Here is a 26,832-nt window from a genome sequence, read left to right on the forward strand (position 1 = left end):
ATCCTGGTCGAACGCTACTTCGGTCCGACGGTTCCGGTCACCTTCAGTCTCGCCGATCTCACCCAACCCGAGACGTCGTTGCCCGTCCCCGGATTGAGATACATCACCGACGACCAGCCATCCCTGGTTTGCGCATACGCGATCAGTGCGTCATTCGGAATGACGAACACGCCGCGGATCGGACAGTGCAGATTCGGTGCGGAGTAGAATTGCAGCCGTCCCGTGCCCGTCACCACATTGGCCAGCGGCGGCGACAGCATCGGGACGCGGCTGGTGCCGGTCTGCGGCTCCTTGCAGTTCGACGGCGTCTGCGCGTGCACGGTCGCCCCCGGAGCCCCCAGGATCAGGGCACAGCAGACCATGCAGGCGACAACGAACCTGTCCGACATCGCTGATCCTCCTGACGTCGCCGATTGCGGCAACCGGCGAAGGGATTGATTCAGTTCGTGCCCGCGATGATGACGAGATTGTTCAGGACAGGCGTGGAGCAGAACGCGACGACGAGAGCGATGTTGTAAACGTTGTTGCTCCGCCAAAGCAGCCACGTGACCACGAACGTCAAGCCAAGCTTGGGCACCAGCCACCAGACGCCGAACCATGTCTGCGCCAGATGCATGAACGGGTTCAACTCACCCAATCCGAGACTCAGGATCACATTCGTCGACTCAAGGTCGGCGTAACCCAGCAGCAGCGCGAGGAGCACCAAAAGACCCTTAACCCAATTCATTCCGAGACTCCCGATGCCAGTAATGCCGAAGATGCCGGATTGGCCAGATCACACTATTGATGATGTCCACGCGCTCGGCAGGCACGAGGCCCGTTGCAGGATATTCGTCCGGCTTCGGTATCCAGGCCGTGCCGAACAGAATGTCGAGAAACGGAAAGCAGGCAGCGAAATTTTTGTCCCTGTGCTCGGGAAGGACCGAATGATGGATCCGGTGCCATTGCGGATTGTTGATCCATGTCACATACCGACCGAGCGGAATGCGGACGTTGAGATGGGCACACGCATCGGGCATGAAGAAGATAAATCCCACCGCGATCACCATGTCCGGCGGGATGCGGAACAGGATCGCCATGATCGGAAGAAAGGCGTCGGACAACACCCGCTCCAGCCAGAAATGCCGGCCGCCGGTAATGAACGTGACGCCGTTCGCGCTGTGATGGAACGAGTGCATCGCCCATAGAAAGGGGATCGCATGTTGGAGACGATGATACGTGTACTTGTAGAGATCGAATGCAACCACGATGATTGCGAGTGAGACGTACCACCAGTAACCGTCGGTCGGCAGCTTGATCCAACCGAGACCGGTATAGCTCGCAATCTTGCCCGCGGTGATCGCCGCGATCGGAGCGAGCATGGACGACAACCCGAGGCTCACGATCACCGCGAGCCAATCATCACGAAACTCGGCGTAGGGAACGTCCGCAATCGGCCATCTTTTTTCCAGGATGCGGCTGGTGTAGACGATGCCCAGAAACACGGCCGCATAAAATACGGCGTTTGCGATGTCACTCTGCATGAGGGATGACTCGCCGGTTCAAAAGGACAGACAATAAGAATAAAAACATTGCTGTGCCTATAAGCTAAAAAAGCTTATTTTTTCTCAACGCTCCGGCGGGGGCAAGCAGGGTTTTTACGGGGCGGCCCTCGTCTTCGGCCCGATTCTGGCCCGCGCGGGCGCATTTTTTCCGGGCCGGTCTCCGATCCGGTGCGGCGATAGCCCGCTGAAGCGAACCCCGCGCCCGCCCGCGGGACATTGTGCGCACCGTGAAGGCGCGTGGTGCATCCCTGAGGGGCTATACAGAGCAACCCATCGACACCAGCACAGCAGCGGGCAAGCGCTTCCTGGACATGCTCGGTGTGTTCACCGAGTTCGAGACCAACCTCCGCAAAGAGCGGCAGCTTGAGAGTATCGCGGAGGCCAAGGCACGCGGGGTCTACCAAGACCACAAAGCGTCCATCGACACCGCCAAAGTGAAGGCGCTTAAGGCTGAAGGCATGGGAGCGTCCGCTATCGCGAAGGCGCTCAAGATTGGCCGCGCGTCGGTTTACCGGGCTCTTGAGGATTGAGGAGGGAAGCCAATGACACCCACAGCGCCCTCCAACTGTGACCACGGGCTGTGTGAGTGCAGTGGAACGCAATCGATCCAGAAGTGTCTGGGGATGCTCTACTGAAGACGAGCACGCATCAGCTGCCCGAACCAATGGGAGCTTGCGTGAATGGCGCGCCGTGGCCGATGAAGATGGGCACTACGTGTTCGCCGTGGCGCCATGATGCAACGGTTCAATTTTGCCGACCGCCTTGCGACAGGACGGAAAGGAGGTGCCCATGCCGAAAACGATCGCGGTATTGGGCTCTGCCCTCTTCTTTGCGGTTGCGCCCAGCTCGGTGGCGGGGCTCGTTCCCTGGTGGATTACGCGTTGGGAGTTTCGGCCGCCCTTCTTCGATCTCGACGCGACGCGCGCCGTCGGGATCCTGTTGATCGTCGCCGGTCTACCCGCGCTTGTCGACTCGTTTGCACGCTTTGCGCTGCAAGGATTGGGCACGCCGGCGCCGGTCGCACCGACGCAGAACCTCGTGGTGACGGGTCTCTATCGCTATGTGCGCAATCCTATTTACGTTGCCCTTGTCGCCGTCATTCTGGGCCAAGCGGTCTTGTTCGGCGACCAGCGCCTTCTTGGGTACGGTGTGTTGGTGTGGCTCGCCTTCCACGCGTTTGTCGTGGGGTACGAGGAGCCGGCGCTCGTTCGTATGTTCGGAACGGAGTACGAGGATTTCCGGGCCAATGTCCCGCGCTGGATTCCGCGGCTCACGGCCTGGCGAGCCGCACGACGCCGGAATCATTCGTGACGCGGGCGCCACCGCGGGAAGGGCGTGGTACCGCGCCCTGTCGTAAAATGGCGCGCCCGGAACGATTCGAACGTCCGACCCTCAGATTCGTAGTCTGATGCTCTATCCAGCTGAGCTACGGGCGCATTTTCGCGGGTGGGCTTGAGCCCGCATGGTCCCGGGAGGCCCGGAACGTCGCGAAAGAGCGCTCTAGCTACAGGCTCCGGGTCCGGTTGGCAAGGTCTGGAAACGCCAATTTCGGCCGCAGTTTTGGCCGCCCCGGAATACCGGAACGGCCTCAGGCCCTCGCCCGCTCGCTGCGGACCGACAGCAGTTCCACCGGACGATCCGGGATCGAAATCCGGAAGGTGGCGCCGATCGTGCCCTCGACCAGATGGATGTGGCCGCCGTGGGCCCGGATCAGCTCGGCGGCAATGGCAAGGCCGAGTCCGCTTCCGCCGGGGCGGCCGGAGGTCTGGAATGCCTCGAACAGATGCTCGCGCGCCTTGGTCGGGACGCCCGGACCGGTGTCGGAGACCTCGATGATCGCAACCGTCCCCTCGCGGCGGCCGGTGATGCGGATCTGCTGCGCGCCGCCGTCACCTGCGGGCCGGGTTTCCAACGCCTGCGCCGCGTTGCGCACCAGATTGAGCAGCACGCGGAACAGCTGGTCCGGGTCGGCGTCGATGGTCAGGCCGCGCTCGATCGCGCTGATCCAGGTGATCGCGACATCGGTGGCAAGCCCGGCCGACTCCCGCACCTCGGCGACCGCGGGCTCAACCATGATGACGCGGCGATCAGGCGCCGCCTCCTGCGCGCGGCCATAAGACAGTGTCGACTGGCAGAAGGCGATGGCGCGCTCCAGCGAGCGCAACAATTTCGGCGCAAAGCGTTGCACCCGCGGGTCGGGCACGCTGGCGAGCTGGTCCGACAGCAATTGCGAGGACGCCAGCAGATTGCGCAGATCATGGTTGATCTTGGAGACGGCGAGCCCGAGCGCGGCAAGCCGGCTCTTCTGATGCAGCATCGAGACGAGGTCGCGCTGCATGTCGGACAGCTCGCGCTCGGCAACGCCGATCTCGTCGCCGCGCTGGCTCGGCACGATGATTCGCGCCGAACTCTCCGGATTCTCATGGAAGCCGACCAGGCTCGCGGTCAGCCGCCGCATCGGGCGCACGAACAGATAATGCAGCGCCAGATAGACCAGACCGGCGGTCAGGCCGGCGATCAACAATGCAACGACCAAAACGTTGCGCGAGAAGCGGTACATCGCCTGCCGCAGCGGCTTCTCGTCGATCACGACCTCGATGAATTGCGCCTGGCCCGGCGCGGGTCCGACCACGCGGATGGTCTGGTCACCGTGCTCCAGCATGATCTCGAAGGCATCGACGATCGCCGACCATACCGTCATGGTCCGCATGTCGACGTCATGGTCGATCGCCGCCGGCAAATCGGCGCTGGCGAGCAGCCGGCGCTGCTGTCCCAATTTGATGGCGACGGCACGGGCGCCGATGCTGGTCAGGATCTGCCGCGCCAGCGAATCCGGCACCAGGCCGGACGGGGCGGCATCGAGCACCAGCGCCGCGGTATTGGCGGCGGCCAGGCGGTCATTGAGCCGGTTCATCCGGAAGTTGGCGATGGCCGGGACGTAGATCAGGAGCCCGGCGATCATCACCAGGGGAATCGTCAGCAGCAAAAGCTTGCCCGACAGCCCGAGCCGGGGGGACGGCTTGGGCCGCTGCTTCTGCGCGGTCGCCTGATCGTCAGTTAGAGCCACAAGATAAGGCCTTGTTTGGCTTAGGGGTCAGAAGATGCGGCCCGGCCCCCAAGCCGGTCAAATTACGGATCGCTAATGTGGACGGTTCCCCGAACGCCCCAAAGCGTCTCCATACCGTCAAATACCCCGCGAAATCAGATATATTCGCCCCAATTACGACGTTTCGAAGAACCCTTTTTGCGACGGCCTGTGACATTGACGAAAACAGGGCGCTCCCTTATAAGCCGCGCCAACTGTCCGCGATGGCCCGGTTCTTGACCCGGGGGCGGCTCTTTGGGGCCGTCAACGGCTCGTTTGGGCCCGCCAGCATCACCGGACTCCATCTCAATACAACGGCAAATTGCCCGGTCAGCGGAGAATTACCCGTGAAGCGGACTTATCAACCCAGCAAACTGGTGCGCAAGCGCCGTCACGGCTTCCGCGCCCGTCTCGCCACGGCCGGCGGCCGCAAGGTCCTCGCTGCGCGCCGCGCGCGTGGCCGCAAGCGCCTGAGCGCCTGAGCCCGGACGTCTCCTCTCCGGAGATACCCATTATGGATCGGCTGAGGCAGCGGGCGGATTTCCTCGCCGTTGCCAATGGCGCACGGGCGAATACCACAGCTTTTGTGCTGCAGGGCCGCCGCCGCGACGATCAGGGCCCGATCCGCGTCGGCTATACCGTCACCAAGAAGAACGGCACCGCGACCGAGCGCAACCGCATCCGCCGCCGGCTTCGCGAAGTGATGAGACAGGTCGACGCCGTATTCATGCGGCCGCACCATGATTATGTGCTAGTGGGCCGTCGTGACGCGCTGACCCGCGACTTTGCGACCATGCTTGACGACCTGCGGTCGGCGCTGCGCCGCCTCGACCGGCCTGCGCCCAACACGGGTAATAACAAGACGGGTACCAACAAGGCGGGTAACAAGAGCGCGCCCAATCCGAATGGAATGACGAGACCCTAAGAGATGTCCGACAACCGCAACACGATCCTTGCCGTCATTCTGTCCGGCCTCGTCCTGATCGCCTGGCAATATTTCTACAATGTGCCGCAGATGGAGAAGCAGCGCGAGGCGCAGCGCCAGGCGGAGTTGCAGAAGCCGGCGCCGCAGGCGACTCCGGGTGCTGCTCCCGGCACCGCTCCGGGTACCTCGGCGACTCCCTCTCCGGCTCCCGGCGCGCCTGCTGCTGACGCTCCGGTCGCGAGCCGCGAGACGGTGCTTGCCTCCGGCCCGCGCATCAAGATCGAGACCCCGCGCGTCACCGGCAGCATCGCGCTGAAGGGCGCCCGGATCGACGACCTGGCGCTGGTTCAGTTCCGCGAGACGGTCGATCCCAAATCGCCGGCTGTCGTGCTGCTTTCCCCGTCGGGCACGGCCGAGCCTTATTACGCCGAGTTCCTGTGGCTGACCGCCAACGGCTCATCGGTGAAGACGCCGAACGCCGAAACCGTCTGGCAGCAGGAGGGATCGAACACCCTGTCGCCGAGCACCCCGGTGATTCTGAAATACGAGAACGGCCAGGGCCTGACCTTCCGCCGCACCATCTCGATCGACGATCGCTACCTCTTCAGCATCAGGGACGAGGTCATCAATCAAGGCAGCGCGCCGGTGACGCTGTATCCGTTCGGTCTGATCTCGCGCGGTGGCAAGCCGCCGGTCTCCGGCTACGCGATTCTGCATGAAGGCCCGATCGGCTATCTCGGCGAACACGGCCTGCAGGAATTCAGCTACAAGAACATCGACGAGGCCAAGACCTCAACCGGCGGCAATTCGCGCGGCATCGTGTTCACGAAGGTCACCGACGGCTGGCTCGGCATCACCGACAAATACTGGGCCACGGCACTGCTGCCGGAGACCACCGCAACGCTCGAAAGCGCCCGCTTCACCACCGGCGACAAGCGCTACCAGACCGACTACATGCTCGGCGCGCAGACCATTCCGATCGGCGGCACCGGCGTTGCCAACGGGCGGCTGTTCGCCGGCGCGAAGGAGGCCGCCACGGTCGGCCTCAACTTCCCGCTGGTCGGCTTCGGCGGCTACAACAAGCAGCTCGGCCTCAACCATTTCGATCTCCTGATCGACTGGGGCCATTTCTACTTCATCACCAAGCCGATGTTCCTGGCGCTCGACTGGTTCTATCGCCTGGTCGGCAATTTCGGCATCGCGATCCTCTTGGTGACCGTGATCGTGAAGCTGTTGTTCTTCCCGCTCGCCAACAAGTCCTACGCCTCGATGGCGAAGATGAAGTCGGTGCAGCCGCAGCTGCAGGCGCTGAAGGAACGTTATCCTGATGACCGCGTGAAGCAGCAGCAGGAGATGATGGAGATCTACAAGAAGGAGAAGATCAACCCGATCGCGGGCTGTCTTCCCGTCGCCTTGCAGATCCCGGTGTTCTTCTCGCTCTACAAGGTGCTGTTCATCACCATCGAAATGCGGCACGCGCCGTTCTTCGGCTGGATCAAGGACCTCTCGGCGCCCGATCCGACCAACCTGTTCACGCTGTTCGGCCTCATTCCGTTCGATCCGATCGCGCTGCTCGGACCGCATTTCGGCGCCTATCTGGTGATGGGTATCTGGCCGATCATCATGGGCATCACGATGTGGGTCCAGATGAAGCTCAATCCGGCGCCGCCAGATCCGACCCAGAAGATGATCTTCGACTGGATGCCGCTGATCTTCACCTTCATGCTGGCCGGCTTCCCGGCGGGTCTCGTGATCTACTGGGCCTGGAACAACCTGCTGTCGGTGCTGCAGCAGAGCTACATCATGCGGCGCAACGGCGTGAAGGTGGAGCTGTTCGACAATCTGAAGTCGACGTTTCAAAAAAAAAGCGTGACGACTGAGACAAAGAAGGCGACGTAGCTTCCAGCAACGGCGCTTCGTCACCACGTCATGCCCGGCCTTGTGCCGGGCATCGACATATTGGAGGACGGCCAGAACCGAGGCTCTGGACGTTGACCTGGATGGCCGGGTCGTCCTACGCCAAGGACCCGCCTTGGGCCTTTGTCTGGCCGCGACGAGATGGAATCCTTCGCATGAGCACCGAACCCGATGCGGCGCTAATTGAGCAAGGCCGGAAACTGTTCGCCGGCGACTGGCGCTTCATCTGGGCCTCGCCCTCGATCGAGACGCTGCCGCCGATGGCCGGCCTCGAGGTCGCCTTTGCCGGCCGCTCCAATGTCGGCAAGTCGAGCCTGATCAACGCGCTGACCGGCCGCAGCAACCTGGCTCGCACCTCGCACACGCCCGGGCGCACCCAGGAGCTGATCTTCTTCGAGGGGCCGGAGAAGGCGGGCTTCCGCCTGGTCGACATGCCCGGCTACGGCTACGCCTCGGCGCCCAAGACCAAGGTGGCGTCGTGGACGGCGCTGATCCACAAATTCCTGCTCGGGCGCGCGACACTGGCGCGGGTCTACGTGCTGATCGACGCGCGCCACGGCATCAAGGACGTCGATCTCGACGTGCTGAAGACGCTGGACAAGTCCGCGGTGAGCTATCAGGTCGTGCTGACCAAGGCCGACCAGGTGAAGGCCGGCGAACTCAAGACCGTCATCGCCGACACGTCAGCAACGCTCGCAAAACATCCCGCCGCCTTCCCCGAAGTGCTGGTGACCTCGTCGCGCACCGGCGACGGCATGCCGGAGCTGCGTGCCGCCATGGTGCGCCTGATCGAGGAACGGCGCCGATGAGCGGCGCATCCCGCTTCCTGATCGGCCTTGCCGCCATCATGGGCGCTTGCGGCGTGATGCTGGCGGCGGCCGCAGCCCATCTGCCTGACGCCACGCGGCTGGCGGCGGCATCCTCGATGCTGCTGTTCCATGCACCCGCCGTAGTCGCGACCATCGCGGTCACGGATCGCGCGATCATCCATGCGAAGCTCGCAGTCGTGGCGGCGGCCGGCTTCGTCATCGCGGCGTCATTGTTCGCGGGCGACCTCGTGCTGCGCCAATATGCCGGCCATGGATTGTTTCCGATGGCTGCGCCGACCGGCGGAACGCTCTTGATCCTGAGCTGGCTGGTACTGGCGGTCGCGGCGGTGTGGCCGAAGCGGTGATGACCGCCATACTTCCTTCTCCCCTTGTGGGAGAAGGTGGCGCGGATGCAATCCGCGCCGGATGAGGGGTCTCTATCCGCGGAGACAGACCCCTCACCCGGCTTCGATGCCGTCGCATCGAAGCCACCCTCTCCCACAAGGGGAGAGGGTCAAGACCGCTTTGCGCCCTGCCCGCCAATCAGATAGAACCGCGCCACCCCTCCGCTGACGACGAGACCAGCCCCATGACCGACCAGCACATCAGCCCGCTCGATCAGGCCCGCATTCTGTCCGAGGCGCTGCCGCACATGCAGGAATATGACGAGGAAACCATCGTCATTAAATATGGCGGCCATGCCATGGGCGCCGAGGACACCGCGAAGGCGTTCGCGCGCGACATCGTGCTGCTCGAGCAGACCGCGATCAATCCGGTGGTCGTGCATGGCGGTGGGCCGCAGATCGCGACCATGCTGAAGCGCCTCGGCATCCAGTCGGAATTCGCCGCGGGCCTGCGCATCACCGACGCCGCGACCATCGAGATCGTCGAGATGGTACTGGCGGGCTCGGTCAACAAGCAGATCGTCGGCTACATCAACGAGGCGGGCGGCAAGGCCGTGGGCCTCTCCGGCAAGGACGGCAACATGGTGAAGGCGTCGAAGACGACGCGCACCATGGTCGATCCGGATTCCAACATCGAGAAGGCCATCGATCTCGGCTTCGTCGGCGACCCCGAAAAGGTCGACCTCACGCTGCTCAATCAGCTGATCGGCTATGAGCTGATCCCGGTGCTGGCGCCGCTGGCGACCTCGCAGGACGGCCAGACACTGAACATCAACGCCGACACCTTCGCCGGCGCAATCGCGGGCGCGCTCAAGGCCAAGCGCCTGTTGCTGCTGACGGACGTGCCGGGCGTGCTCGACAAGTCCAAGAAGCTGATTCCGGACCTGTCGATCAAGGAAGCCCGCAAGCTGATCGCCGACGGCACGATTTCCGGCGGCATGATCCCGAAGGTCGAGACCTGCATTTACGCGCTCGAACAGGGCGTGCAGGGCGTCGTGATCATCGACGGCAAGACGCAGCACGCGGTGCTGCTCGAGCTCTTCACCAACCAGGGCACCGGCACGCTGATCCACAAGTAATGGCAGACGCGGGACACACGGCGAGGATTCCTCGCCGGTCGCTGCCGGCGCGGCTCGCGATGTCGCTGCCGGCCGCGCTGGTGTCGTTCCTGTTCTCGTCGGCGCCGGCGCATGCCGATCTCAAGCTCTGCAACCGCATGAGCTATGTGATCGAGGCCGCGATCGGCATCGACGACAAGGCCGCGACCGCGACACGCGGCTGGTTCCGCATCGATCCCGCGACCTGCCGGGTCGTGGTGCAGGGCGCGCTCACCGCCGACCGCGTGCTGCTCAATGCGCGGGCGCTCGGCGTCTACGGCGCCTCGCCGATCCCGCAGAACGGCACCGACACGCTCTGCGTGGCGCAGGACAATTTCGTGATCGCCGCCGCGCGACAATGCCGTTCCGGCCAGATGCCCGCGCAATTCACCCAGATCACGCCGACCAAGACCGACGACGGCCATCTGGTCGCCTATCTCGCCGAAGACAGCGAATATGACGACGAGCAGGCGCGCCTCGCCGGCATCCAGCGCCTCTTGGTGATCGCGGGCTACGATGCCGCGCCGATCGACGGCGTCGACGGGCCGAAGACCCAGAGTGCGCTGGCGGCATTCCTCAGGAGTCGCGGGCTCGCCAGCGACATCGTGCAGTCGCCGAATTTCTTCGCCACCATGATCGATGCCGTGCAGAAGCCGTCGCCATCGGGGCTGACCTGGTGCAACGACACGCCGCACAAGGTGATGGCCGCGGTTGCAACCGACGACGGCAAGGTGGTGACCAGCCGCGGCTGGTATCGCATCGACCCCGGCAAGTGCCTGCATCCGGACGTGTCAGGCACGCCGAAGCAGATCTATTCGTTTGCTGAAGCGGTCGACAACGACAACCGGGCCATCCGCATCAAGGACAAGCCGCTGAACTGGGGCGGCGGGGTCCAGCTCTGCACCCGCGAAAGCAAGTTCGAGATCAACGAACAGGGCGACTGCAGCACCCGCGGCCTCGCCGCACTCGGCTTCACCACCGTCGACATGACCAGCGGCGGCAAGACGCTGCGCTTTGCGATGCCGTGATGAAGATAATGAGGCCGCAAACATCGATGTCGTCCTGGCGAAGGCCAGGACCCATTACCACAAGACTGCGTTTGGCGAAGAACGACGAGCACCGTGCCACATTGATAGATTCCGCGGTATGGGTCCTGGCTTTCGCCAGGACGACGGCGGAGGGCGGAACGACGTTCACGCTGACAAGTGGAGAGCCACAATGAATACTCCCCGCAGCTTCAGCCATGTCGAGACCTGGGTGTTCGACCTCGACAACACGCTGTACCCGCATCACGTCAACCTGTGGCAGCAGGTCGATGCGCGGATCGGCGAGTTCGTCAGCAACTGGCTGAAGATCTCTCCCGAGGAAGCACGGCGGCTGCAGAAGGACTACTACCTGCGCTACGGCACCACGATGCGCGGTATGATGACCGAGCACGGCGTGCAGGCCGACGACTATCTCGCTTATGTGCACAAGATCGACCACTCGCCGCTGCAGCCGAATCCGGCGATGGGAGCCGCGATCGCAAAACTGCCGGGGCGCAAGCTGATCCTGACCAACGGCTCGGTCGACCATGTCGATGCGGTGCTGGGCCGGCTCGGCATCGGCAACCATTTCGACGGCGTGTTCGACATCATCGCCGCCGATCTCGAGCCGAAGCCGGCACCGCAGACCTACCAGAAGTTCCTCAGGCTCCACGACGTCGATCCGGCGAGGGCTGCGATGTTCGAGGACCTCGCGCGCAATTTGGTGGTGCCGCATGAGCTCGGCATGACCACCGTGCTCGTCGTGCCCGACGGCAGCCAGGAGGTGGTGCGCGAGACCTGGGAGCTCGAAGGCCGCGACGCCGCCCATGTCGACCATGTCACGGATGATCTCACCGGCTTCCTGCAGCAGCTGAAGCCGTAGCCTCTCAACAGGTGTCGTCCCGGCGAAAGCCGGAACCCATAACCACCAATCTGCGCTTGGCTACGCGCCGTGGCACCAGCGTGCCGCAACACGGGCATTTGTGGTTATGGGTCCCGGCTCGCGCTTCGCTTGGCCGGGACGACGGAAGAGAGACCACTCGGCGACGGAGGAGTTTGCCTTGACTCCGCGGCCCCAAATTCCGAAAAAGCCCCGCAAAATCCCGTCATAATCCCCGATACGCCAAGGATTGTCCCGATGTCGCTGTCCGCCCTCGAAACCACCGTCAACACCGCGTTCGACGCCCGCGAAGGCATTTCGACCTCGACCAAGGGCGAGGTCCGCGAGGCGGTCGACCACGCGCTGGAGCTGCTCGACAAGGGCGAGGCCCGTGTCGCCGAGCGCGAGACGAGCGGCAAGTGGAAGGTCAATCAGTGGCTGAAGAAGGCCGTGCTGCTGTCGTTCCGCCTCAACGACATGGGTCAGATCGCGGGTGGCCCGGGCAAGGCATCGTGGTGGGACAAGGTGCCGTCGAAGTTCGAGGGCTGGGGCGAGAACCGTTTCCGCGACGCCGGCTTCCGCGCCGTGCCGGGCGCGATCGTGCGCCGCTCGGCCTTCATCGCCCGCAACGTCGTGCTGATGCCCTCCTTCGTCAATCTCGGCGCCCATGTCGATGAAGCCACCATGATCGACACCTGGTCGACGGTCGGCTCCTGCGCCCAGATCGGCAAGCGCGTGCACATCTCCGGCGGCGTCGGCATCGGCGGCGTGCTCGAGCCGCTGCAGGCCGAGCCCGTGATCGTCGAGGACGACTGCTTCATCGGCGCGCGCTCGGAGGTCGCCGAGGGCGTGATCGTGCGCAAGGGCGCGGTGCTGTCGATGGGCGTGTTCCTCGGCGCCTCGACCAAGATCGTCGACCGCGAGACCGGCGAAATCTTCGTCGGCGAGGTCCCGGAATATGCCGTCGTGGTGCCCGGCACCCTGCCGGCCAAGCCGCTGAAGAACGGCCAGCCGGGACCTGCCACCGCCTGCGCCGTGATCGTCAAGCGGGTCGACGAGCGCACCCGCGCCAAGACCAGCATCAACGAGCTGCTGCGGGATTGATCGCTTTTCCGCCGCGAGATCAGTCCATCACCGTCACCCTGAGGAGCCTGCGAAGCAGGCGTCTCGAAGGGTCGACGGCCACCAGCGGGGCCGTGCATCCTTCGAGGCTCGCCCAGCGGCGCAATTGCGCCGCAAGGCTCGCACCTCAGGACGACGGGTCTGGACTGATCGAACCAATTTCGATCCGACGCCGACATATCTCCGGGCTGCGAAGAATTGCCGCAGCCCGGAGCTTATTTTCATGGACTGGGCCAACTACCTGTTCGGCTTCAAGGGCCGCGTCAACCGGGCCAAATTCTGGCTCGCAGGGCTGATCATCGTCTGCTGGATGATGTTCCTAGCTTTACTCGCGGTCTCGGCCGGCCTCGGCGGCAAGAACGGGTTCAGCTTCAATGTCGACGACATCTTCCGGGCCTTCGACCCCGACAGCTACAAATCGCTGAGCTGGGCCGGATTGCCGGCATTGCTGGTCAAGGCCTGCGGAACGTTCTTGTTCGTTTGGGTCTATGTCGCTGTCTCGATCAAGCGACTGCACGACCGCGACAAGAGCGGCTGGTGGATGGTCCCGTTCTTCGCGATCCCGGGTCTCATGAGCCAGTTCTCGGACCGGCTCTCCGATGAATCCTATTGGGTGACGGCCGCGGGCCTGATCGTCTTCGTGCTTTATGTCTGGGGCTTCGTCGAGCTCGCCTTTCTGCGCGGCACCAGCTACCCCAATCGCTACGGCCCCAATCCGCTTGGGAAAACCCATGTGCGGCAAGGCCGCGACAGCGGGTCGCGCTCCGCGCGCGGCTGGGATCAGCAGAGCGAGATCGATATCGTGCCGCACAAAGCTGGTCCACCCGCCGTGTGACGTGTTAAGCGAGGCGCATGAGTGATGCCGTCTCGATTACCCGCGATCTCGTTCGCTGCCCCTCCGTCACCCCGGCCGACGCCGGCGCGCTTGGCGTTCTCGAAAACCTGCTGAAAGCCGCAGGCTTCGAAGTCCACCGCGTGACCTTCTCCGAGCCCGGCACCGCCGATATCGACAACCTCTATGCGCGCATCGGCACCTCGGCGCCGCATATCACCTTCGCTGGCCACACCGACGTGGTGCCGCCCGGCGATGAAGCGGCGTGGACGCTCGGCGCGTTCTCCGGCGAGGTGAAGGACGGTTATCTCTATGGCCGCGGCGCCGTCGACATGAAGGGCGGCATCGCCTGCAGCGTCGCCGCGGTGCTGCAATATCTGCAGGACCGTGGCGGCAAGCCACAAGAGAATGGCAACGGCTCGATCTCCTTCCTGATCACCGGCGACGAGGAAGACGTCTCGATCAACGGCACCGTCAAGCTGTTGAAATGGTGCGCCGAGCGTGGCGAGACATTCGATCATTGCGTGCTCGGCGAGCCCTCGAATGTCGAAGTGCTGGGCGACATGATCAAGATCGGCCGGCGCGGCTCGCAGTCCGGCACGCTGGTGGTCGACGGCGTGCAGGGCCATGTCGCCTATCCGCACCGCGCCTCCAACCCGGTGCCTGATATCTCGCGGCTGATCGTGGCGCTGAGTGACGAGCCGCTCGATCACGGCAGCGCGCAGTTCCAGGCCAGCAACCTCGAATTCACCACCGTCGATGTCGGCAACACCGCGACCAACGTGATCCCCGGCCAGGCACGGGCGAAGTTCAACATCCGCTACAACGACAACCACACCCAGGAGAGCCTGCGGCAGATGGTCGATGAGCGGCTGGCGAAAGCCTGCGGCAACCGGATCCGCGCCCATATCGATTGGCAACCGTCGAACTCGAACGTGTTCGTCACCCAGCCCGGCCCGTTCACCGACCTCGCGGTCGCCGCGATCGAGGAGATCACCGGCCGCAGGCCGGAGCTATCGACCTCCGGCGGCACCTCGGACGCGCGCTTCATCTCGAGCTATTGCCCGGTGATCGAGTTCGGCCTGGTCGGTCAGACCATGCACCAGGTCGACGAGCGCACGCCGGTGGCCGATCTGGAGAAGCTGACGCGGATCTATCGGGGCGTGCTGGAGCGGTATTTCGGGTAGGCCAGCCGCCCGGCTGGACAAAAACATCGAAAACAACCCCATGCACAGTAGGGGTTGGGGCTCCGAGTTATCCACCCGCACCAGATACAGCGTGGTATTTCGGGTACTCACATCCGTAGAATGGGTAGAGCGCAGCGAAACCCATCATGGGCGCCGCGGATTCGAAGTGATGGGTTTCGCGGAGTTTATCATCGGGCCGCGCGTTGCGCGGACCCGTTGGCTTCACCCATCCTACGAGATCATTCCCGCCTAGTAATCCACCCGCATCAGGTAGAGCCCGTCCGGCGGCGCCACGGGGCCGCAGGCGGCGCGGTTGCGGGCGGCGAGCGCACCGGCAAGATCGTCGGCGCTCCAGCGACCCTCGCCGACCCAGACCAGCGAGCCCACCATCGAACGCACCTGGCTGTGCAGGAACGAGCGCGCCGACGTCACGATGTTGACGGCGGCGCCGTCACGGGTGACATCGAGCTGATCGAGCGTCTTCTCCGGCGATTTGGCCTGGCACTCGGTGTCGCGGAAGGTGGTGAAGTCGTGCTTGCCGAGCAGGCGCTGCGCGGCGGCGTGCATCGCGTCAGCATCGAGCGCGCGCGGCACGCGCCAGACGCGGCCGATGTCGAGCGCGAGGTTCGCGCGCGTGTTGGTGATGCGATAGAGATAGTGCCGCCTGGTCGCGGAGAACCGCGCCTCGAAATCGTCGGGCACGATGTCAGCCGCGAGCACGCCGATCGGATTGGGCCGCAGATGCGCATTCAGCCCGTCGCGAAAGCGGCCGGGCGGAAAATGCTTGGCGATGTCGCAATGCGCGACCTGGCCGCGCGCATGCACTCCGGCATCGGTACGCCCTGCGCCGTGGACGCGCACGTCCTCGCCGCAGATCGCCTTGACCGCCGCCTCCAGCGCGCCCTGCACGGTCGGCGCGGTGTCCTGGATCTGCCAGCCGGAGAACGGCGTGCCGTCATATTCGATGGTGAGCTTGTAGCGGGGCATCAGCCGAGCCGCGCAGGCGGCTTCAACGGCGTGCCGCGCAAGAAATCCGCTGCCTTCATCGGCGCCTTGCCGGCGCGCTGCAGTTCGAGGATCCGGATCGCGCCGTCGCCGCAGGCGATCGCGAAATTGTCGTCGAGCACATCGCCCGGTGCGCCCGAGCCTTTCGCCAGCTCGCAGCGCAGGATCTTCAGCCGCACCGGCTCGCCTTCGCCGGCAAGCTCGCACCAGGCGCCGGGAAACGGCGAGAGCCCGTGAATGTGCCGCAGCACCATATGCGCCGGCTGTGTCCAGTCGATCCGCGCCTCGGCCTTCTCGATCTTGGCCGCATAGGTGACGCCGTCCTCGCTCTGCTTCGTCAGTTGCAAGCCGCCGCGCCCGAGCGCCGCCATCGCGCGCACCATCAGGTCGGCACCGAGCGGCGCCAGCGCGTCGTGCAGATCGGATGCCGTCATGCTGTCCGATATCGGCAACCGCTCGGCCATCGCGACGTCCCCGGTGTCGAGGCCGACATCCATCTTCATCACCATCACGCCGCTCGCGGCATCGCCAGCCATGATGGCGCGGTTGATCGGCGCGGCGCCGCGCCAGCGCGGCAGCAGCGAGGCATGCAGGTTGAAGCAGCCGAGCTTCGGCGCGTCGAGAATGGCTTGCGGCAGGATCATGCCATAGGCGACGACGACGGCGGCATCCGCGTCATGCGCGCGAAACTCCTCGAGCGCTTCCGAGGTCTTGAGGGTCTTCGGCGTCAGCACGGGAATGCCGAGGCGGCGCGCCTCCTGCTCGACCGGCGTCGGCTGCAATTGCAGGCCGCGCCGCCCGCCCGGCTTCGGCCCGCGGGTGTAGACCGCCACGACCTCATGGCCATGGGCTACGAGCTCCAGCAGCGTCGGCACCGCGAAATCGGGCGTGCCCATGAAGATCAGGCGGAGAGGCATTAGACAGGCTCGGTAGCAGTTGGAGTGCTTAAGCGCGAAGCGCGTCTTCGCACAAGAAGCCCCGGGCATCCACGTTTTCGGCGACAGCGAAGCAAGACGTGGATGGCCGGGTCAAGCCCGGCCATGACGCGTCCGGGAAAGCGACCGCGCCTACTCCGCCGCGCGCTTGGCGGCCTTCTCGAATTTCTTGAACACGCGGTCGCGCTTCAGTTTCGACAGATAATCCACGAACAGCACGCCGTTGAGATGATCGATTTCGTGCTGGATGCAGGTGGCGTAGAGCCCTTCCGCATCCTCCTCATGCACCGTGCCGTCGAGATCGGTGAATCGCACGCGCACCCGCGCCGGCCGCTCGACCTCCTCGTAATATTCGGGGATCGACAGGCAGCCCTCTTCGTACACCGACAGTTCTTCCGAACGCGCAATGATCTCCGGATTGATGAAGACGCGCGGCTTCGCCGTGGTCTCGCCGTTCTCGTCGCGCTTGGCGAGATCCATGGTGATCAGCCGCAGCGGCTGCGCGACCTGAATCGCCGCGAGCCCAATGCCGGGCGCGTCATACATGGTCTCGAGCATGTCGTCGGCCAGCTTGCGGATCTCCGGCGTCACCTTCTCGATCGGTTTCGACACCAGCCGCAACTGCTTGTCCGGCAGGATGATAATTTCTCTTAATGCCATGGCGGCGATTTAAGCTGCTGACTTCATGGGGTCAATGCGCTCAGGAACCCGTTAGGACAACCTTAACCACGTTTCTTCACCCCGCATTAACCCGGAAAATCAGGAATGCATTTGCCTTAAACGTTCCCTCTTCGTTCGCACCTGGCCGCGAATCGGCTACAACTGCCGGCATGAACGAGATTCTCCTCACGATTGGCGACCTTCCCGTCCGTGTCTCCGACGCCTTGATCGGCCTTGGGGCGCTGGCGCTGATCCTGCTGTTCGCCATTGCGGTGGTGATCGCACGCGCCAGCCGGCGCGGCGCGGAACTCGCAATGGCCCAGGCCATCCGCGCCGACGAACTGGAGGAGCGCCTCGCCGACATGCTGCGGGCCCAGAGCGAATCCTCCGGGCGGGTCGATGCCAAGGTTGATACTATGGCGCAGGCGCTGGCCGGCCGCCAGGCCGAGATGGCCCGCGCCGTCAACGAGCGGCTCGATTCGGTGACCCACCGGGTCGGCCAGTCGATGGAGCAATCGACCCGCAACACGATGGATTCGCTGCGCGTGCTGCACGAGCGGCTCGGCATCATCGACCACGCCCACAAGAACCTCAACGAGCTCACCACCCAGGTGACGACGCTGCGCGACGTGCTCGCCAACAAGCAATCGCGCGGCGCCTTCGGCCAGGCGCGGATGGAGGCGATCGTCCAGGACGGCATGCCGAAGGGCTCGTTCGAGTTCCAGTACACGCTGACGTCGGGCAAGCGGCCGGACTGCGTGGTGTTTCTGCCCGACCAGCGCCCGCTCTGCATCGACGCGAAATTCCCGCTCGAGGCCATGACCGCGCTGCACGATGCGCGCAGCGACGAGGAGCGCAAATTCGCCAGCCAGCGGCTGCGCGCCGACGTGCTGAAGCATGTCAGCGACATCGCGGAGAAGTACCTGATCCCTGGCGAGACCCAGGACACCGCGCTGATGTTCGTGCCGTCGGAATCGGTCTATGCCGAGATCCATGACGGCTTCGACGACGTGATCCAGAAGGCCTATCGCGCGCGCGTCGTGCTGGTATCGCCCTCGCTCTTGATGCTGGCGATCCAGGTGATGCAGCAGATCCTGAAGGACGCCCGCATCCGCGACGCCGCCGACCAGATCCGCAACGAGGTGATGCATCTCGGCGACGACCTCGGCCGCCTGCGCGATCGCGTGCTCAAGCTGCAGACCCATTTCGGCCAGGTGAACGAGGACGTCAGGCAGATCCTGATCTCCGCCGACAAGATCGAGAAACGCGCCGGCCGGATCGAGGAACTCGACTTCAGCAAGTCCGAGACCCCGATCGAGGTCCCCCGCTTCGTCAAGCCCGCCCCCGACCTGTTCCCCGCCCCGCGCAAGCTGCAGGCAGGGGAGTAGCCACCTCGCCCCGCTTGCGGGGAGAGGTCGAAATTCGCGCATCGCGCGAATTTCGGGTGAGGGGGAGCTTCCGCACATTGCACCCGTCATAATTCGCTGAGAAAGCCCCTCACCCCAACCCTCTCCCCGCGAAAGAGCGGGGAGAGGGAGCCAAGGCAGCTGCGGTCGAATCTGCTAACAGAGGGACATGACCGCGCCCGAAGTGACCGCGACCCAATCGGAAAAGAATCCCCCCGCCGCCACCTCCTGGCGCGACAGTTTTGCGGTGTATCTGCAGCCGCGGGTGCTGATCGTGCTGCTGCTGGGCTTCTCCTCGGGGCTGCCGCTGGCACTGTCGGGCTCGACGCTGCAGGTCTGGATGAAGGAGGCCGGGGTCGATCTCGGCACCATCGGGCTGCTGGCGCTGATCGGCACGCCCTACACGCTGAAATTCCTCTGGGCGCCGCTGGTCGACGCGCTGCATGTTCCGCTGTTCACGCAGATGTTCGGCCGCCGCCGCGGCTGGCTGCTGTTCTCGCAGCTGCTGCTGATCGCGGCGATCCTGGTGCTGGCGATGGCCGATCCGGCGCGATCGCCGTGGTTCGCGGCCTTCGCCGCGCTGCTGGTCGCAACCGCATCGTCGACGCAGGACATCGTGGTCGATGCCTTCCGCGTCGAAAGCCTGCCTGAAAGCGAGCAGGCCGCCGGCATGGCGTCCTATGTCGCGGCGTACCGCGTCGGCATGCTGGTCTCGACCGCAGGCGCGCTGTTCATCGTCAGCGGCTTCGAGTCCGCTGGCCTCGTGCGCCTGTCGGCCTGGATGTGGGGCTACGTGGTGATGGCCGCGCTGGTCGTGATCGGCATCGTCACCGCGCTTGCGGCGACCGAGCCGACGCAATCGAAGGGCGCGGAGGCGGCGACGCATGCGCAGAACCCGGCCGAACGCGTGCTACATGCCGCGCTCGGCGCGTTCTCCGAGTTCCTCAGCCGCAAGGACGCCTTCGCGGCGCTCGCCTTTGTGGTGCTGTTCAAGTTCACCGACGCGTTTTCAGGCACCATGACCGCGCCGTTCGTGATCGACATCGGCTTTTCCAAGGTCGATTACGCGGCGATCGTGAAAGGCGTCGGCCTTGCCGCGACCCTGATCGGCGGCTTTGCCGGCGGCTTCGTGGCGCGGCGCTATTCGCTCGCGACTAGCCTCTGGATCGGCGGCGTGCTGCAGGCGGTCGCCAATCTCTCATTCTCCTGGCTCGCCCATGTCGGCGTCGATCAATGGGCGCTCGCGCTTGCGATCACCGCGGAGAATTTCACCAGCGCGATCGGCACCGTGATCTTCGTCGCCTATTTGTCGGCGCTGTGCCGCAATCCGCTGCACACCGCGACCCAGTACGCGCTGCTCACGGCGCTCGCCGCGGTCGGCCGCACCTATCTGTCGTCAGGCGCCGGTTATGTCGCCAAGGCCGTCGGCTGGCAGATGTTCTTCGTGATCTGCGTGCTGGTCGCGATCCCGAGCCTGATCCTGCTCGCCTGGCTGCAGCGGCGCGGGCATTTCGACGAGCTGGGGCCGGTCAGGGTTTAGTCGCCTGTAGCCCGGCTTGACCGGGTGAATCCGCCCTGTATTCCAGAGGCGTTCGTAATTCAGCGGGGAAGCGGCGGAACCACTCTCTCCGCGCGTCGTCCTGGCGAAAGCCAGGACCCATTACCCCAAATGCGAATTGTTGCGCGATGTCGAGGCCACGATCCATCCGACAAGCAAGGCCAGTGATTATGGGTCCTGGCCTTCGCCAGGACGACGATGAGGATGGGTCGCAACTCAAGAAACAGCGCGGTGTCATTACCCGCGCATCCAGGCGATGACACCGTAACCGAGGCACGATCCTACTTCGCCACCACGCTCCACTTTGTGACGATGGCTTCGCTCATCTCGCCGGCGTCCTTGGCGCAGGCGACTTCGTCGACCTTCACCGAGATTTCCTTGCCGGAGAGGCTTTTGAGTTGCGCGGCCTGGGCGTCGTTGGTCGGAATCAGCTGGAAGGTTTCCGGCCCGGTCTCGAGATTGCACAGACCGTTCGGCGGCGGCAGGCGGCGCGGCTCGCTGGTGATCTGGTAGGTCGCGACGCGCTTGCCGCGGTTCTTGGCGTCACGCACCTTCATGACGCCGAGCTCTCCCGACAGCACGTCGCCGGCGTGGATCATCTTGCCGGGCTTCTGCGGGGCGTCGGCCTGCTGCGCGAGCGCGCAAGGCGCGGCGAACGTTGCCGTCAGAAGCGCAAAGCCCAAACGTACGCCGAACAAGCGTACGCCGAATCGGTGTGCCGTCATTGTCAGTGGTTCCGTATCTTGATTCGTCAGAGCGTGAATGACCGTCCCCGAATCGGCATCCACCCTACCATTTTGTTTTGGTGCGATCTTTTCGGATTGTGACCGATCGCTTGGCGCCTGACGCGTGCTCGGCGCCAGCATCGCGCGCTAGAACAGCGTCCGCTGCCGCATGGCTGCAGATAGCGTACCTTCATCGAGGTAATCAAGCTCTCCGCCGACCGGCACGCCATGCGCCAGCCGCGTCACCCGCACATTGGCCTCCGACAACAGGTCGGTGATGTAATGCGCGGTGGTCTGGCCGTCGACGGTCGCATTGAGCGCCAAAATGATCTCGCTGACCTCAGGCGCATGCGCGCGTGCCACCAGCTGATCGATGGTGAGATCCTGCGGACCGACGCCGTCGAGCGGCGACAGCGTTGCGCCGAGCACGTGATAGCGGCCATTGGTCGCATTGGCGCGTTCCAGCGCCCAGAGGTCGGCGACGTCAGCGACCACGACGATGATCGAGGGATCGCGGCGCGGATCGGTGCACACGGTGCAGGGGTTTTGTGTATCGATGTTTCCGCAGGTCTTGCAGACCTGGATCTTGTCGATCGCGACCTGCAGCGCCGCGGTCAGCGGCGTCATCAGGGCTTCGCGCTTCTTGATCAGATGCAGCGCCGCGCGCCGCGCCGAACGGGGCCCGAGGCCCGGCAGCCGCGCCAGCAACTGGATCAGGCGTTCAATCTCGGGGCCGGCAACGCTTGCAGCCATTTAAGTCGGACCAAATCCCGGCGGCAGGCCGAGCCCGCCGGTGAGCGCCATCATCTTCTCCTGCATCGCGGTCTCGGCCTTGCGGCGTGCATCGCCATGCGCGGTGACCAGGAGATCCTCGAGCACCTCGCGTTCCTCCGGCTTCATCAGCGACGGATCGATCTTGATGCCCTTCACTTCCATCTTGGCGGTCATGCGCACCGTGACCAGGCCGCCGCCGGAGATGCCTTCGACCTCGACATTGCCGAGCTGTTCCTGCATCTCCTGCATCTTGGATTGCAGCTGCGCTGCCTGCTTCATCATGCCGAGAAAATCAGCCATGCGTGCGTCCCTATAGCCAAATATCAATCGTCGTCGCTGTCGGAAGTTTCAATCGGGTCTTCGCCTGACGCATCCGAAACCGGAACCTCGGCGGCAAGGCGGCGAACCTCGACCACCTTGGTGCCGGGGAAGCGCGCCAGCACCTCCTGCACGCGCGGATCGGCCTCGGCGGCGCGCTGGTGCTCGCTGCGCGCCAGTTCGTTCTGCGAGCGCACCGTGGGCTGGCCGGCCTCGTTGGAGATGATCACGGTCCAGCGCCGCCCGGTCCATAGTTCGAGCTTGCGCGACAGATCGGTGACCAGCGCGCGCTGCGCCTTCGGCTCGAGGGCGATCTCGAGCTGGCCGTCCTCGATGCGCACCAGCCGCACATCGGCTTCCAGCGCACTCTTCATCATGATGTCGCGCTTCTCGCCGGCGAGCGCGATCAGTTGCGGAAAGCTTGATATCCGCAGCGCCGGCGCGGCATCGGCGACCGGCGCTGCCATCTGCGGACGCGCGGCGAGATCGCCGCGCGGCGCGGCCTGCGGCGTGCGCACCGGCGCCGACGGCATGGCCGACATCGCCGAGCTCGGTGCGCCGCGTGACGGTGACGACGCGGCGGAACCCGACGTCGCGGGCGCAGCGCCACCGCCATTCTGCTCGATCATCCGGATCGCCTCATCCGGCGTCGGCAGATCGGCGACATAGGCAATCCGCACCAGCACCATTTCGGCGGCAGCGGCCGGGCGTGTCGCGGTCTGCACCTCGGCGATGCCCTTGAGCAGCATCTGCCACATCCGCGACAGCACCCGCATCGACAGCTTGGCGGCGAATTCACGCGCCCGCACCCGCTCGGTCTCGCCGAACGCGACATTGTCGGCCGTCCCCGGCACGAACTTCACGCGGGTGACGAAATTGACGAACTCGGCAAGGTCGGACAGCACCACGACCGGATCGGCGCCGACGTCATATTGCGCGCGGAATTCGGCGAAGGCGGCGGCGATATCGCCGCGCGCCAGCTGTTCGAACAGATCGATCACGCGGGTGCGGTCGGCGAGGCCGAGCATCTGCCTGACCGCGTCGGCCTTCACATTGCCGGCGGCATGCGCAATCGCCTGGTCGAACAGCGACAGCGAGTCGCGCACCGATCCCTCGGCCGCCCGCGCGATGATGCCGAGCGCCTCGGGCTCGACCTCGACGCCTTCCTTGGTCGCGATATTGCCGAGATGCTTCATCAGCACGTCGGCTTCGACGCGGCGCAGGTCGAAGCGCTGGCAGCGCGACAGCACCGTGATCGGAACCTTGCGGATTTCGGTGGTGGCGAACACGAATTTGGCGTGCTCCGGCGGCTCCTCCAGCGTCTTCAGGAAGGCGTTGAAGGCCGCCGTCGACAGCATGTGGACTTCGTCGATGATATAGACCTTGTAGCGCGCGCTGGCCGGCGCGTAGCGCACGCTGTCATTGATCTGGCGGACATCGTCGACCCCGGTGTGGGACGCGGCGTCCATCTCCAGCACGTCCATGTGCCGGCTTTCCATGATCGCCTGGCAGTGGATGCCGAGGTCCGGCATGTGGATGGTCGGCCCCTGCACCGAGCCGTCCGGCTTGGCGTAGTTCAAGGCGCGGGCGAGGATGCGCGCGGTGGTGGTCTTGCCAACCCCGCGGACGCCGGTGAGAATCCAGGCCTGCGGAATTCGCCCGGTCTCGAACGCGTTCGAGACGGTGCGCACCATGGCCTCCTGGCCGATCAGGTCCTCGAAGCTGGAGGGGCGGTATTTGCGGGCAAGAACGCGGTAGGGTTTTGCGGCGTCCGGCGCGCCGCCGAGATCGAAACCGCCGTCAAGGCTCCCTTTGCCTGCGCCGTCGGACGGATGGGAGGGGTCGCCAGCGTCATTCATGCATCGATCCGCAACTTGGGAATTGTCTCTTCAGCCGGCGTGCGGATAGGAGCCAAAATCGAGCGCCGGGCGCGGAGACCGCCATTCCAGCGCGATTCGCTCGGAAAAACAGGTAGGAGACTGACGAGCGACCCGATCCGGACCTCGTTAGGGCTGCTTCCTTCCGGACCTGACCCGGTTGGCGAGTGGCTCGTCCACCGCCAATCTCCCGGTCCCTATTTGGGGCCAAAACCGCCGGAAAGCAAGCGGCCTGACCCGGCTTTGTAAGGCTGGCTTTGCGGGGCTTGTCTGGGAACACGGAAAGGCATTATTTGCCCCCCATGCCCGCCTCCAATTGGTCGCTGCATTCGCAGCTCAAGAAAGACACCATCGACATCGGCGACCTGCCGCTGTGCAAGGTGCTCGTCATCAAGGATGCGCATTATCCGTGGCTGCTGCTGGTGCCGCGGCGCGACGGCGCGGTCGAGATCATCGACCTCGACGAGGTCGCGCAGGCGCAGCTGATGACGGAAATCACCCGCGTCTCGCGGGCCCTGAAAGAGGTCACCAAGTGCGACAAGCTGAATGTCGCCGCGCTCGGCAACCTCGTCCCGCAGCTGCACGTCCACGTCATCGCGCGCCGCACCAGCGACGCTGCATGGCCGCGTCCCGTTTGGGGCGTGATGCCGCCGCTGGCGCATGACGCCGAGGAAGTGCAGAATTTCATCAGCGCGCTTCGCCGCAAGATCTGGTTGGGTTGAACATTCAATGTCTGCATTCGATTCATTTCCGCTCGGCCAGCCGGCCTTCGTCACCCACGTGCTGGACCGCGCCGCGCATCTGCGCACCAACGACGAGAAGCTGTTCGCGCTGGAAGGCCACCGCGAGGCTAGAGCCTATGTGATCTATCGCGACTCGCTGGTCGTGAAGCAGGAGGACGGCGGCGCCCGCGCGCTGCTGTCGCTGGAGGAAGCCCGCAGCTACGGCGCCAATCCCGGCACGATCTTCCTGGGGCTGCGCGACGCCGCGCCGATCTTCGGCATGGGGATCGCGCCGCAGGCGGCCGAGAAGCTGGTCGGACGCGCCGACGTCGCGATCACCGAATTGCGCGGCATGGCGATGCAGGGCGTGGTGCCGCCCGAGCAGCTCTCGGCCATCGCGATGGCGAAATCGATGGTGACCTGGCATCAGCGCCACGGCTTCTGCGCGAACTGCGGCACCCGCACGGCGATGAAGGACGGCGGCTGGAAGCGCGAATGCCCGAGCTGCAAGGCCGAGCACTTTCCGCGCACCGATCCGGTGGTGATCATGCTGGTCACGTATGGCGATAAGGTGCTGTTGGGACGGCAGAAGCAGTTCATGCCCGGCATGTATTCCTGCCTCGCCGGGTTCGTGGAAGCCGCGGAGACCATCGAGGACGCCGTGCGGCGCGAGATTTTCGAGGAGTCCGGCATCCGCTGCACCGACGTCAATTACTACATGACGCAGCCCTGGCCCTATCCGTCATCGCTGATGATCGGCTGCACCGCGCGCGCGACCAACGAGGACATCGTGGTCGACCGCACCGAGCTGGAAGATGCGCGCTGGTTCGACCATGCCGAGGCGTCGCTGATGCTGAAGCGCCAGCATCCCGAAGGGCTCGCCGGCCCGCATCCGTTCGCGATTGCCCATCATCTGCTCGGCCGCTGGGTGCATCACCAGAACCCGTTGGACAAATAGCGGGAACCGGACATCGTTCTGCCGATTAAAGCTGGACACAGTTCTGGCAGTAACGGAACCACCGCGACGGATCCCCGCATGAATTTTCAGAACGGCGCCCCGAAAGTCCCGCCCCGCATCCTCTGCATCGGCCTGCCGGTGCGCGACCTGACCTTTCGGGTCAGCGTCCCGGCGCGCGGCTCCAAGGAGAATGCGACGCATTTCGACGAGATCTGCGGCGGCAATGCGCTGAACGCCGCCATCGGCATCGTCCGGCTGGGCGGGCGCGCTTCGATCTGCGGACCGATGGGCGATTCGCAGGAGACCTCGAGCCGCTACATCTTCGACAAGCTCGCCCAGGAAGGCATCGAGACCAATCATCTGATCCACATGCCGAACCTGGTCACCCCGATCTCGGCGATCATGATCGACGACAGCGGCGAACGCACCATCGTCACCTTCCGCGATCCGGAGCTCTGGAAGGTCAAGCTGCCGCCGACCGAACTCTTGCTGGAGGATTGCGCGGCGATCCTGACCGAGAGCCGCTGCGCGCCGTTCTGCACCGAGCTTTGCGCCGAGGCGGTCAAGCGCGGTATCCCCGTGGTGGTCGACGTCGACCGCGCGATGTCGATGCGGGAGGGGCTGCTCACCGCCTCCTCCCACCTGGTGTTCTCCAGCGAGCCGCTGCAGGAGACCGCCGACGTCACCGACGACGGCCAGGCGCTGCACAAGCTCGCCAAGCTCACCCCCTCCTTCCTGGCCGGCACGCGCGGGCCGATGGGCACGATCTGGCTCAACGAGAACGGCGAGCTCGAGGAAACCCCGGCCTTCCCGGTCCATACCGTCGACACGCTCGGGGCCGGCGACGTCTTCCACGGGGCCTTCGCCCTCGCCATCACCGAGAAACAGCCGCTACGGGACGCGCTCCGCTTCGCCTCGGCCGCTGCAGCGCTGAAATGCACCCGCTTCGGGGGTGCTTATGCCGCACCGCAACGTACTGAAGTTGAAGAGTTTTTGGGTCAACACGCCGACGCCAGGCCGGCCTGAGCCGCCACGAATCGCTTGATTTGGAAGATTCTTCTCTATAT

Annotated in this window: 28 protein-coding genes, 1 tRNA gene, 1 other RNA gene and 1 pseudogene; 18 read left to right on the forward strand and 13 right to left on the reverse strand. The window is 64.7% G+C overall.

The genetic code is table 11. The features are described from left to right. Nucleotides 1–14: 14 nt before the first annotated feature. Genes ACVMB1_RS31135 through ACVMB1_RS31145 form a run of 3 tightly spaced genes read right to left on the reverse strand, consistent with a single transcriptional unit; the run spans nt 15 to nt 1,523 of the window. Entirely contained in the window at nt 15–389 is a 375-nt protein-coding gene (locus ACVMB1_RS31135; RefSeq protein ID WP_057018949.1) for a hypothetical protein, read from the reverse strand. 50 nt (nt 390–439) lie between these two features. After that, nucleotides 440–727, reverse strand: coding sequence for a DUF5658 family protein (locus ACVMB1_RS31140; RefSeq protein WP_225161514.1), 288 nt, complete (start codon nt 725–727; stop codon nt 440–442). Then, entirely contained in the window at nt 714–1,523 is an 810-nt protein-coding gene (locus tag ACVMB1_RS31145; protein WP_057018950.1) for a sterol desaturase family protein, read from the reverse strand. The genes ACVMB1_RS31140 and ACVMB1_RS31145 overlap by 14 nt, the downstream gene beginning before the upstream one ends. 230 nt (nt 1,524–1,753) lie before the next feature. On the opposite strand from ACVMB1_RS31145, the pseudogene ACVMB1_RS31150 reads away from it, so the two are divergent. Together ACVMB1_RS31150 and ACVMB1_RS31155 are read left to right on the forward strand one after the other, a co-directional pair. Beyond that, nucleotides 1,754–2,074 (forward strand): annotated as a pseudogene (locus tag ACVMB1_RS31150) (recombinase family protein); the annotation flags it as partial. A gap of 259 nt (nt 2,075–2,333) precedes the next feature. Next, nucleotides 2,334–2,855, forward strand: coding sequence for a methyltransferase family protein (locus tag ACVMB1_RS31155; RefSeq protein ID WP_076834958.1), 522 nt, complete (start codon nt 2,334–2,336; stop codon nt 2,853–2,855). A 48-nt stretch (nt 2,856–2,903) separates the two neighbouring features. On the opposite strand, the gene ACVMB1_RS31160 is transcribed toward ACVMB1_RS31155, so the two are convergent. Together ACVMB1_RS31160 and ACVMB1_RS31165 are read right to left on the reverse strand one after the other, a co-directional pair. After that, nucleotides 2,904–2,980, reverse strand: a tRNA-Arg gene (locus ACVMB1_RS31160). Nucleotides 2,981–3,132: 152 nt separating this feature from the next. Beyond that, the gene (locus tag ACVMB1_RS31165) at nt 3,133–4,611 is read right to left on the reverse strand and encodes a sensor histidine kinase (protein WP_076834927.1); all 1,479 of its coding nucleotides are present in this window, start codon (nt 4,609–4,611) and stop codon (nt 3,133–3,135) included. Nucleotides 4,612–4,976: 365 nt separating this feature from the next. Between ACVMB1_RS31165 and rpmH the strand changes: the two genes are divergently transcribed. The 11 genes from rpmH (at nt 4,977) to dapE (ending at nt 14,827) form a co-directional block, all read left to right on the forward strand. Then, on the forward strand, nt 4,977–5,111 hold the full coding sequence (rpmH, locus tag ACVMB1_RS31170; RefSeq protein WP_008542748.1) for a 50S ribosomal protein L34: 135 nt from the start codon (nt 4,977–4,979) through the stop codon (nt 5,109–5,111). A 32-nt stretch (nt 5,112–5,143) separates the two neighbouring features. Continuing rightward, entirely contained in the window at nt 5,144–5,554 is a 411-nt protein-coding gene (gene rnpA, locus ACVMB1_RS31175; RefSeq protein WP_057018968.1) for a ribonuclease P protein component, read from the forward strand. Nucleotides 5,555–5,557: 3 nt separating this feature from the next. Continuing rightward, nucleotides 5,558–7,453, forward strand: a complete 1,896-nt coding sequence (gene yidC / locus ACVMB1_RS31180) for a membrane protein insertase YidC (protein WP_076834926.1) — start codon at nt 5,558–5,560, stop codon at nt 7,451–7,453. 173 nt (nt 7,454–7,626) lie between these two features. Further along, the gene (yihA, locus tag ACVMB1_RS31185; protein ID WP_028335928.1) at nt 7,627–8,280 is read left to right on the forward strand and encodes a ribosome biogenesis GTP-binding protein YihA/YsxC; all 654 of its coding nucleotides are present in this window, start codon (nt 7,627–7,629) and stop codon (nt 8,278–8,280) included. Beyond that, a complete protein-coding gene (locus tag ACVMB1_RS31190; protein WP_141340928.1) occupies nt 8,277–8,645 on the forward strand; it encodes a DUF423 domain-containing protein in 369 nt (122 codons plus the stop codon). Before yihA ends, ACVMB1_RS31190 begins: the two co-directional genes overlap by 4 nt. 224 nt (nt 8,646–8,869) lie before the next feature. Beyond that, entirely contained in the window at nt 8,870–9,763 is an 894-nt protein-coding gene (gene argB / locus ACVMB1_RS31195; protein WP_016848093.1) for an acetylglutamate kinase, read from the forward strand. A 59-nt stretch (nt 9,764–9,822) separates the two neighbouring features. Further along, nucleotides 9,823–10,809: a DUF1036 domain-containing protein gene (locus ACVMB1_RS31200; protein WP_076834924.1), complete on the forward strand. Its 987-nt coding sequence runs from the start codon at nt 9,823–9,825 to the stop codon at nt 10,807–10,809. Between the two features lie 190 nt (nt 10,810–10,999). Further along, on the forward strand, nt 11,000–11,689 hold the full coding sequence (locus tag ACVMB1_RS31205) for a pyrimidine 5'-nucleotidase (RefSeq protein WP_076834923.1): 690 nt from the start codon (nt 11,000–11,002) through the stop codon (nt 11,687–11,689). Between the two features lie 255 nt (nt 11,690–11,944). Further along, the gene (dapD, locus tag ACVMB1_RS31210; protein ID WP_076834922.1) at nt 11,945–12,790 is read left to right on the forward strand and encodes a 2,3,4,5-tetrahydropyridine-2,6-dicarboxylate N-succinyltransferase; all 846 of its coding nucleotides are present in this window, start codon (nt 11,945–11,947) and stop codon (nt 12,788–12,790) included. Nucleotides 12,791–13,031: 241 nt separating this feature from the next. Further along, complete coding sequence (locus ACVMB1_RS31215; RefSeq protein WP_076834921.1) at nt 13,032–13,643, forward strand: DUF805 domain-containing protein; 612 nt, start codon at nt 13,032–13,034, stop codon at nt 13,641–13,643. A 17-nt stretch (nt 13,644–13,660) separates the two neighbouring features. Continuing rightward, nucleotides 13,661–14,827 (forward strand): succinyl-diaminopimelate desuccinylase, encoded by a 1,167-nt coding sequence (dapE, locus tag ACVMB1_RS31220; RefSeq protein ID WP_076834920.1) that lies wholly within the window; start codon nt 13,661–13,663, stop codon nt 14,825–14,827. A 249-nt stretch (nt 14,828–15,076) separates the two neighbouring features. On the opposite strand, the gene truA is transcribed toward dapE, so the two are convergent. The 3 genes from truA to def all read right to left on the reverse strand — a co-directional run bounded on the left by truA (nt 15,077) and on the right by def (nt 17,427). Then, nucleotides 15,077–15,814, reverse strand: coding sequence for a tRNA pseudouridine(38-40) synthase TruA (truA, locus tag ACVMB1_RS31225; protein WP_076834919.1), 738 nt, complete (start codon nt 15,812–15,814; stop codon nt 15,077–15,079). Then, nucleotides 15,814–16,749, reverse strand: coding sequence for a methionyl-tRNA formyltransferase (fmt, locus tag ACVMB1_RS31230; RefSeq protein ID WP_076834918.1), 936 nt, complete (start codon nt 16,747–16,749; stop codon nt 15,814–15,816). Before fmt ends, truA begins: the two co-directional genes overlap by 1 nt. 150 nt (nt 16,750–16,899) lie before the next feature. After that, on the reverse strand, nt 16,900–17,427 hold the full coding sequence (gene def / locus ACVMB1_RS31235) for a peptide deformylase (RefSeq protein ID WP_038385628.1): 528 nt from the start codon (nt 17,425–17,427) through the stop codon (nt 16,900–16,902). Between the two features lie 170 nt (nt 17,428–17,597). Here def and ACVMB1_RS31240 point away from each other — a divergent pair, with 170 nt between their 5' ends. After that, a complete protein-coding gene (locus ACVMB1_RS31240) occupies nt 17,598–18,815 on the forward strand; it encodes a DNA recombination protein RmuC (protein ID WP_076834917.1) in 1,218 nt (405 codons plus the stop codon). 187 nt (nt 18,816–19,002) lie between these two features. After that, the gene (locus tag ACVMB1_RS31245; protein ID WP_076834916.1) at nt 19,003–20,373 is read left to right on the forward strand and encodes an AmpG family muropeptide MFS transporter; all 1,371 of its coding nucleotides are present in this window, start codon (nt 19,003–19,005) and stop codon (nt 20,371–20,373) included. Nucleotides 20,374–20,672: 299 nt separating this feature from the next. On the opposite strand, the gene ACVMB1_RS31250 is transcribed toward ACVMB1_RS31245, so the two are convergent. The 5 genes from ACVMB1_RS31250 to ffs form a co-directional block, all read right to left on the reverse strand. Then, a complete protein-coding gene (locus ACVMB1_RS31250; protein WP_371852196.1) occupies nt 20,673–21,116 on the reverse strand; it encodes a hypothetical protein in 444 nt (147 codons plus the stop codon). 147 nt (nt 21,117–21,263) lie between these two features. Further along, a complete protein-coding gene (gene recR, locus ACVMB1_RS31255; RefSeq protein ID WP_028335942.1) occupies nt 21,264–21,869 on the reverse strand; it encodes a recombination mediator RecR in 606 nt (201 codons plus the stop codon). Then, nucleotides 21,870–22,190, reverse strand: coding sequence for a YbaB/EbfC family nucleoid-associated protein (locus ACVMB1_RS31260; RefSeq protein ID WP_028335943.1), 321 nt, complete (start codon nt 22,188–22,190; stop codon nt 21,870–21,872). Nucleotides 22,191–22,213: 23 nt separating this feature from the next. Continuing rightward, complete coding sequence (locus ACVMB1_RS31265) at nt 22,214–24,067, reverse strand: DNA polymerase III subunit gamma/tau (RefSeq protein ID WP_076834915.1); 1,854 nt, start codon at nt 24,065–24,067, stop codon at nt 22,214–22,216. A 112-nt stretch (nt 24,068–24,179) separates the two neighbouring features. Next, nucleotides 24,180–24,276, reverse strand: an RNA gene (gene ffs / locus ACVMB1_RS31270) — signal recognition particle sRNA small type. A gap of 111 nt (nt 24,277–24,387) precedes the next feature. Here ffs and ACVMB1_RS31275 point away from each other — a divergent pair. The 3 genes from ACVMB1_RS31275 to ACVMB1_RS31285 all read left to right on the forward strand — a co-directional run bounded on the left by ACVMB1_RS31275 (nt 24,388) and on the right by ACVMB1_RS31285 (nt 26,791). Next, the gene (locus ACVMB1_RS31275) at nt 24,388–24,807 is read left to right on the forward strand and encodes an HIT domain-containing protein (RefSeq protein WP_028344138.1); all 420 of its coding nucleotides are present in this window, start codon (nt 24,388–24,390) and stop codon (nt 24,805–24,807) included. Nucleotides 24,808–24,814: 7 nt separating this feature from the next. Further along, nucleotides 24,815–25,765, forward strand: coding sequence for an NAD(+) diphosphatase (gene nudC / locus ACVMB1_RS31280; protein WP_076834914.1), 951 nt, complete (start codon nt 24,815–24,817; stop codon nt 25,763–25,765). Between the two features lie 78 nt (nt 25,766–25,843). Continuing rightward, on the forward strand, nt 25,844–26,791 hold the full coding sequence (locus ACVMB1_RS31285; protein WP_057018982.1) for a sugar kinase: 948 nt from the start codon (nt 25,844–25,846) through the stop codon (nt 26,789–26,791). Nucleotides 26,792–26,832 lie beyond the last annotated feature (41 nt).

The organism is Bradyrhizobium sp. USDA 4504 (assembly GCF_054063995.1).

What these genes read in the sequence shown, in the direction of transcription:
- ACVMB1_RS31250 (WP_371852196.1), bottom strand. Translation starts at nt 21,116, where the DNA reads ATGACGGCACACCGATTCGGCGTACGCTTGTTCGGCGTACGTTTGGGC.
- ACVMB1_RS31240 (WP_076834917.1), top strand. Translation starts at nt 17,598, where the DNA reads ATGAACGAGATTCTCCTCACGATTGGCGACCTTCCCGTCCGTGTCTCC.
- ACVMB1_RS31275 (WP_028344138.1), top strand. Translation starts at nt 24,388, where the DNA reads ATGCCCGCCTCCAATTGGTCGCTGCATTCGCAGCTCAAGAAAGACACC.
- ACVMB1_RS31190 (WP_141340928.1), top strand. Translation starts at nt 8,277, where the DNA reads ATGAGCGGCGCATCCCGCTTCCTGATCGGCCTTGCCGCCATCATGGGC.
- ACVMB1_RS31265 (WP_076834915.1), bottom strand. Translation starts at nt 24,067, where the DNA reads ATGAATGACGCTGGCGACCCCTCCCATCCGTCCGACGGCGCAGGCAAA.
- ACVMB1_RS31260 (WP_028335943.1), bottom strand. Translation starts at nt 22,190, where the DNA reads ATGGCTGATTTTCTCGGCATGATGAAGCAGGCAGCGCAGCTGCAATCC.
- ACVMB1_RS31200 (WP_076834924.1), top strand. Translation starts at nt 9,823, where the DNA reads ATGTCGCTGCCGGCCGCGCTGGTGTCGTTCCTGTTCTCGTCGGCGCCG.
- yidC (WP_076834926.1), top strand. Translation starts at nt 5,558, where the DNA reads ATGTCCGACAACCGCAACACGATCCTTGCCGTCATTCTGTCCGGCCTC.
- recR (WP_028335942.1), bottom strand. Translation starts at nt 21,869, where the DNA reads ATGGCTGCAAGCGTTGCCGGCCCCGAGATTGAACGCCTGATCCAGTTG.
- ACVMB1_RS31245 (WP_076834916.1), top strand. Translation starts at nt 19,003, where the DNA reads ATGACCGCGCCCGAAGTGACCGCGACCCAATCGGAAAAGAATCCCCCC.
- fmt (WP_076834918.1), bottom strand. Translation starts at nt 16,749, where the DNA reads ATGCCTCTCCGCCTGATCTTCATGGGCACGCCCGATTTCGCGGTGCCG.
- ACVMB1_RS31145 (WP_057018950.1), bottom strand. Translation starts at nt 1,523, where the DNA reads ATGCAGAGTGACATCGCAAACGCCGTATTTTATGCGGCCGTGTTTCTG.
- ACVMB1_RS31135 (WP_057018949.1), bottom strand. Translation starts at nt 389, where the DNA reads ATGTCGGACAGGTTCGTTGTCGCCTGCATGGTCTGCTGTGCCCTGATC.
- dapD (WP_076834922.1), top strand. Translation starts at nt 11,945, where the DNA reads ATGTCGCTGTCCGCCCTCGAAACCACCGTCAACACCGCGTTCGACGCC.
- ACVMB1_RS31215 (WP_076834921.1), top strand. Translation starts at nt 13,032, where the DNA reads ATGGACTGGGCCAACTACCTGTTCGGCTTCAAGGGCCGCGTCAACCGG.
- dapE (WP_076834920.1), top strand. Translation starts at nt 13,661, where the DNA reads ATGAGTGATGCCGTCTCGATTACCCGCGATCTCGTTCGCTGCCCCTCC.
- yihA (WP_028335928.1), top strand. Translation starts at nt 7,627, where the DNA reads ATGAGCACCGAACCCGATGCGGCGCTAATTGAGCAAGGCCGGAAACTG.
- ACVMB1_RS31205 (WP_076834923.1), top strand. Translation starts at nt 11,000, where the DNA reads ATGAATACTCCCCGCAGCTTCAGCCATGTCGAGACCTGGGTGTTCGAC.
- ACVMB1_RS31140 (WP_225161514.1), bottom strand. Translation starts at nt 727, where the DNA reads ATGAATTGGGTTAAGGGTCTTTTGGTGCTCCTCGCGCTGCTGCTGGGT.
- rnpA (WP_057018968.1), top strand. Translation starts at nt 5,144, where the DNA reads ATGGATCGGCTGAGGCAGCGGGCGGATTTCCTCGCCGTTGCCAATGGC.
- ACVMB1_RS31155 (WP_076834958.1), top strand. Translation starts at nt 2,334, where the DNA reads ATGCCGAAAACGATCGCGGTATTGGGCTCTGCCCTCTTCTTTGCGGTT.
- def (WP_038385628.1), bottom strand. Translation starts at nt 17,427, where the DNA reads ATGGCATTAAGAGAAATTATCATCCTGCCGGACAAGCAGTTGCGGCTG.
- truA (WP_076834919.1), bottom strand. Translation starts at nt 15,814, where the DNA reads ATGCCCCGCTACAAGCTCACCATCGAATATGACGGCACGCCGTTCTCC.
- ACVMB1_RS31285 (WP_057018982.1), top strand. Translation starts at nt 25,844, where the DNA reads ATGAATTTTCAGAACGGCGCCCCGAAAGTCCCGCCCCGCATCCTCTGC.
- argB (WP_016848093.1), top strand. Translation starts at nt 8,870, where the DNA reads ATGACCGACCAGCACATCAGCCCGCTCGATCAGGCCCGCATTCTGTCC.
- nudC (WP_076834914.1), top strand. Translation starts at nt 24,815, where the DNA reads ATGTCTGCATTCGATTCATTTCCGCTCGGCCAGCCGGCCTTCGTCACC.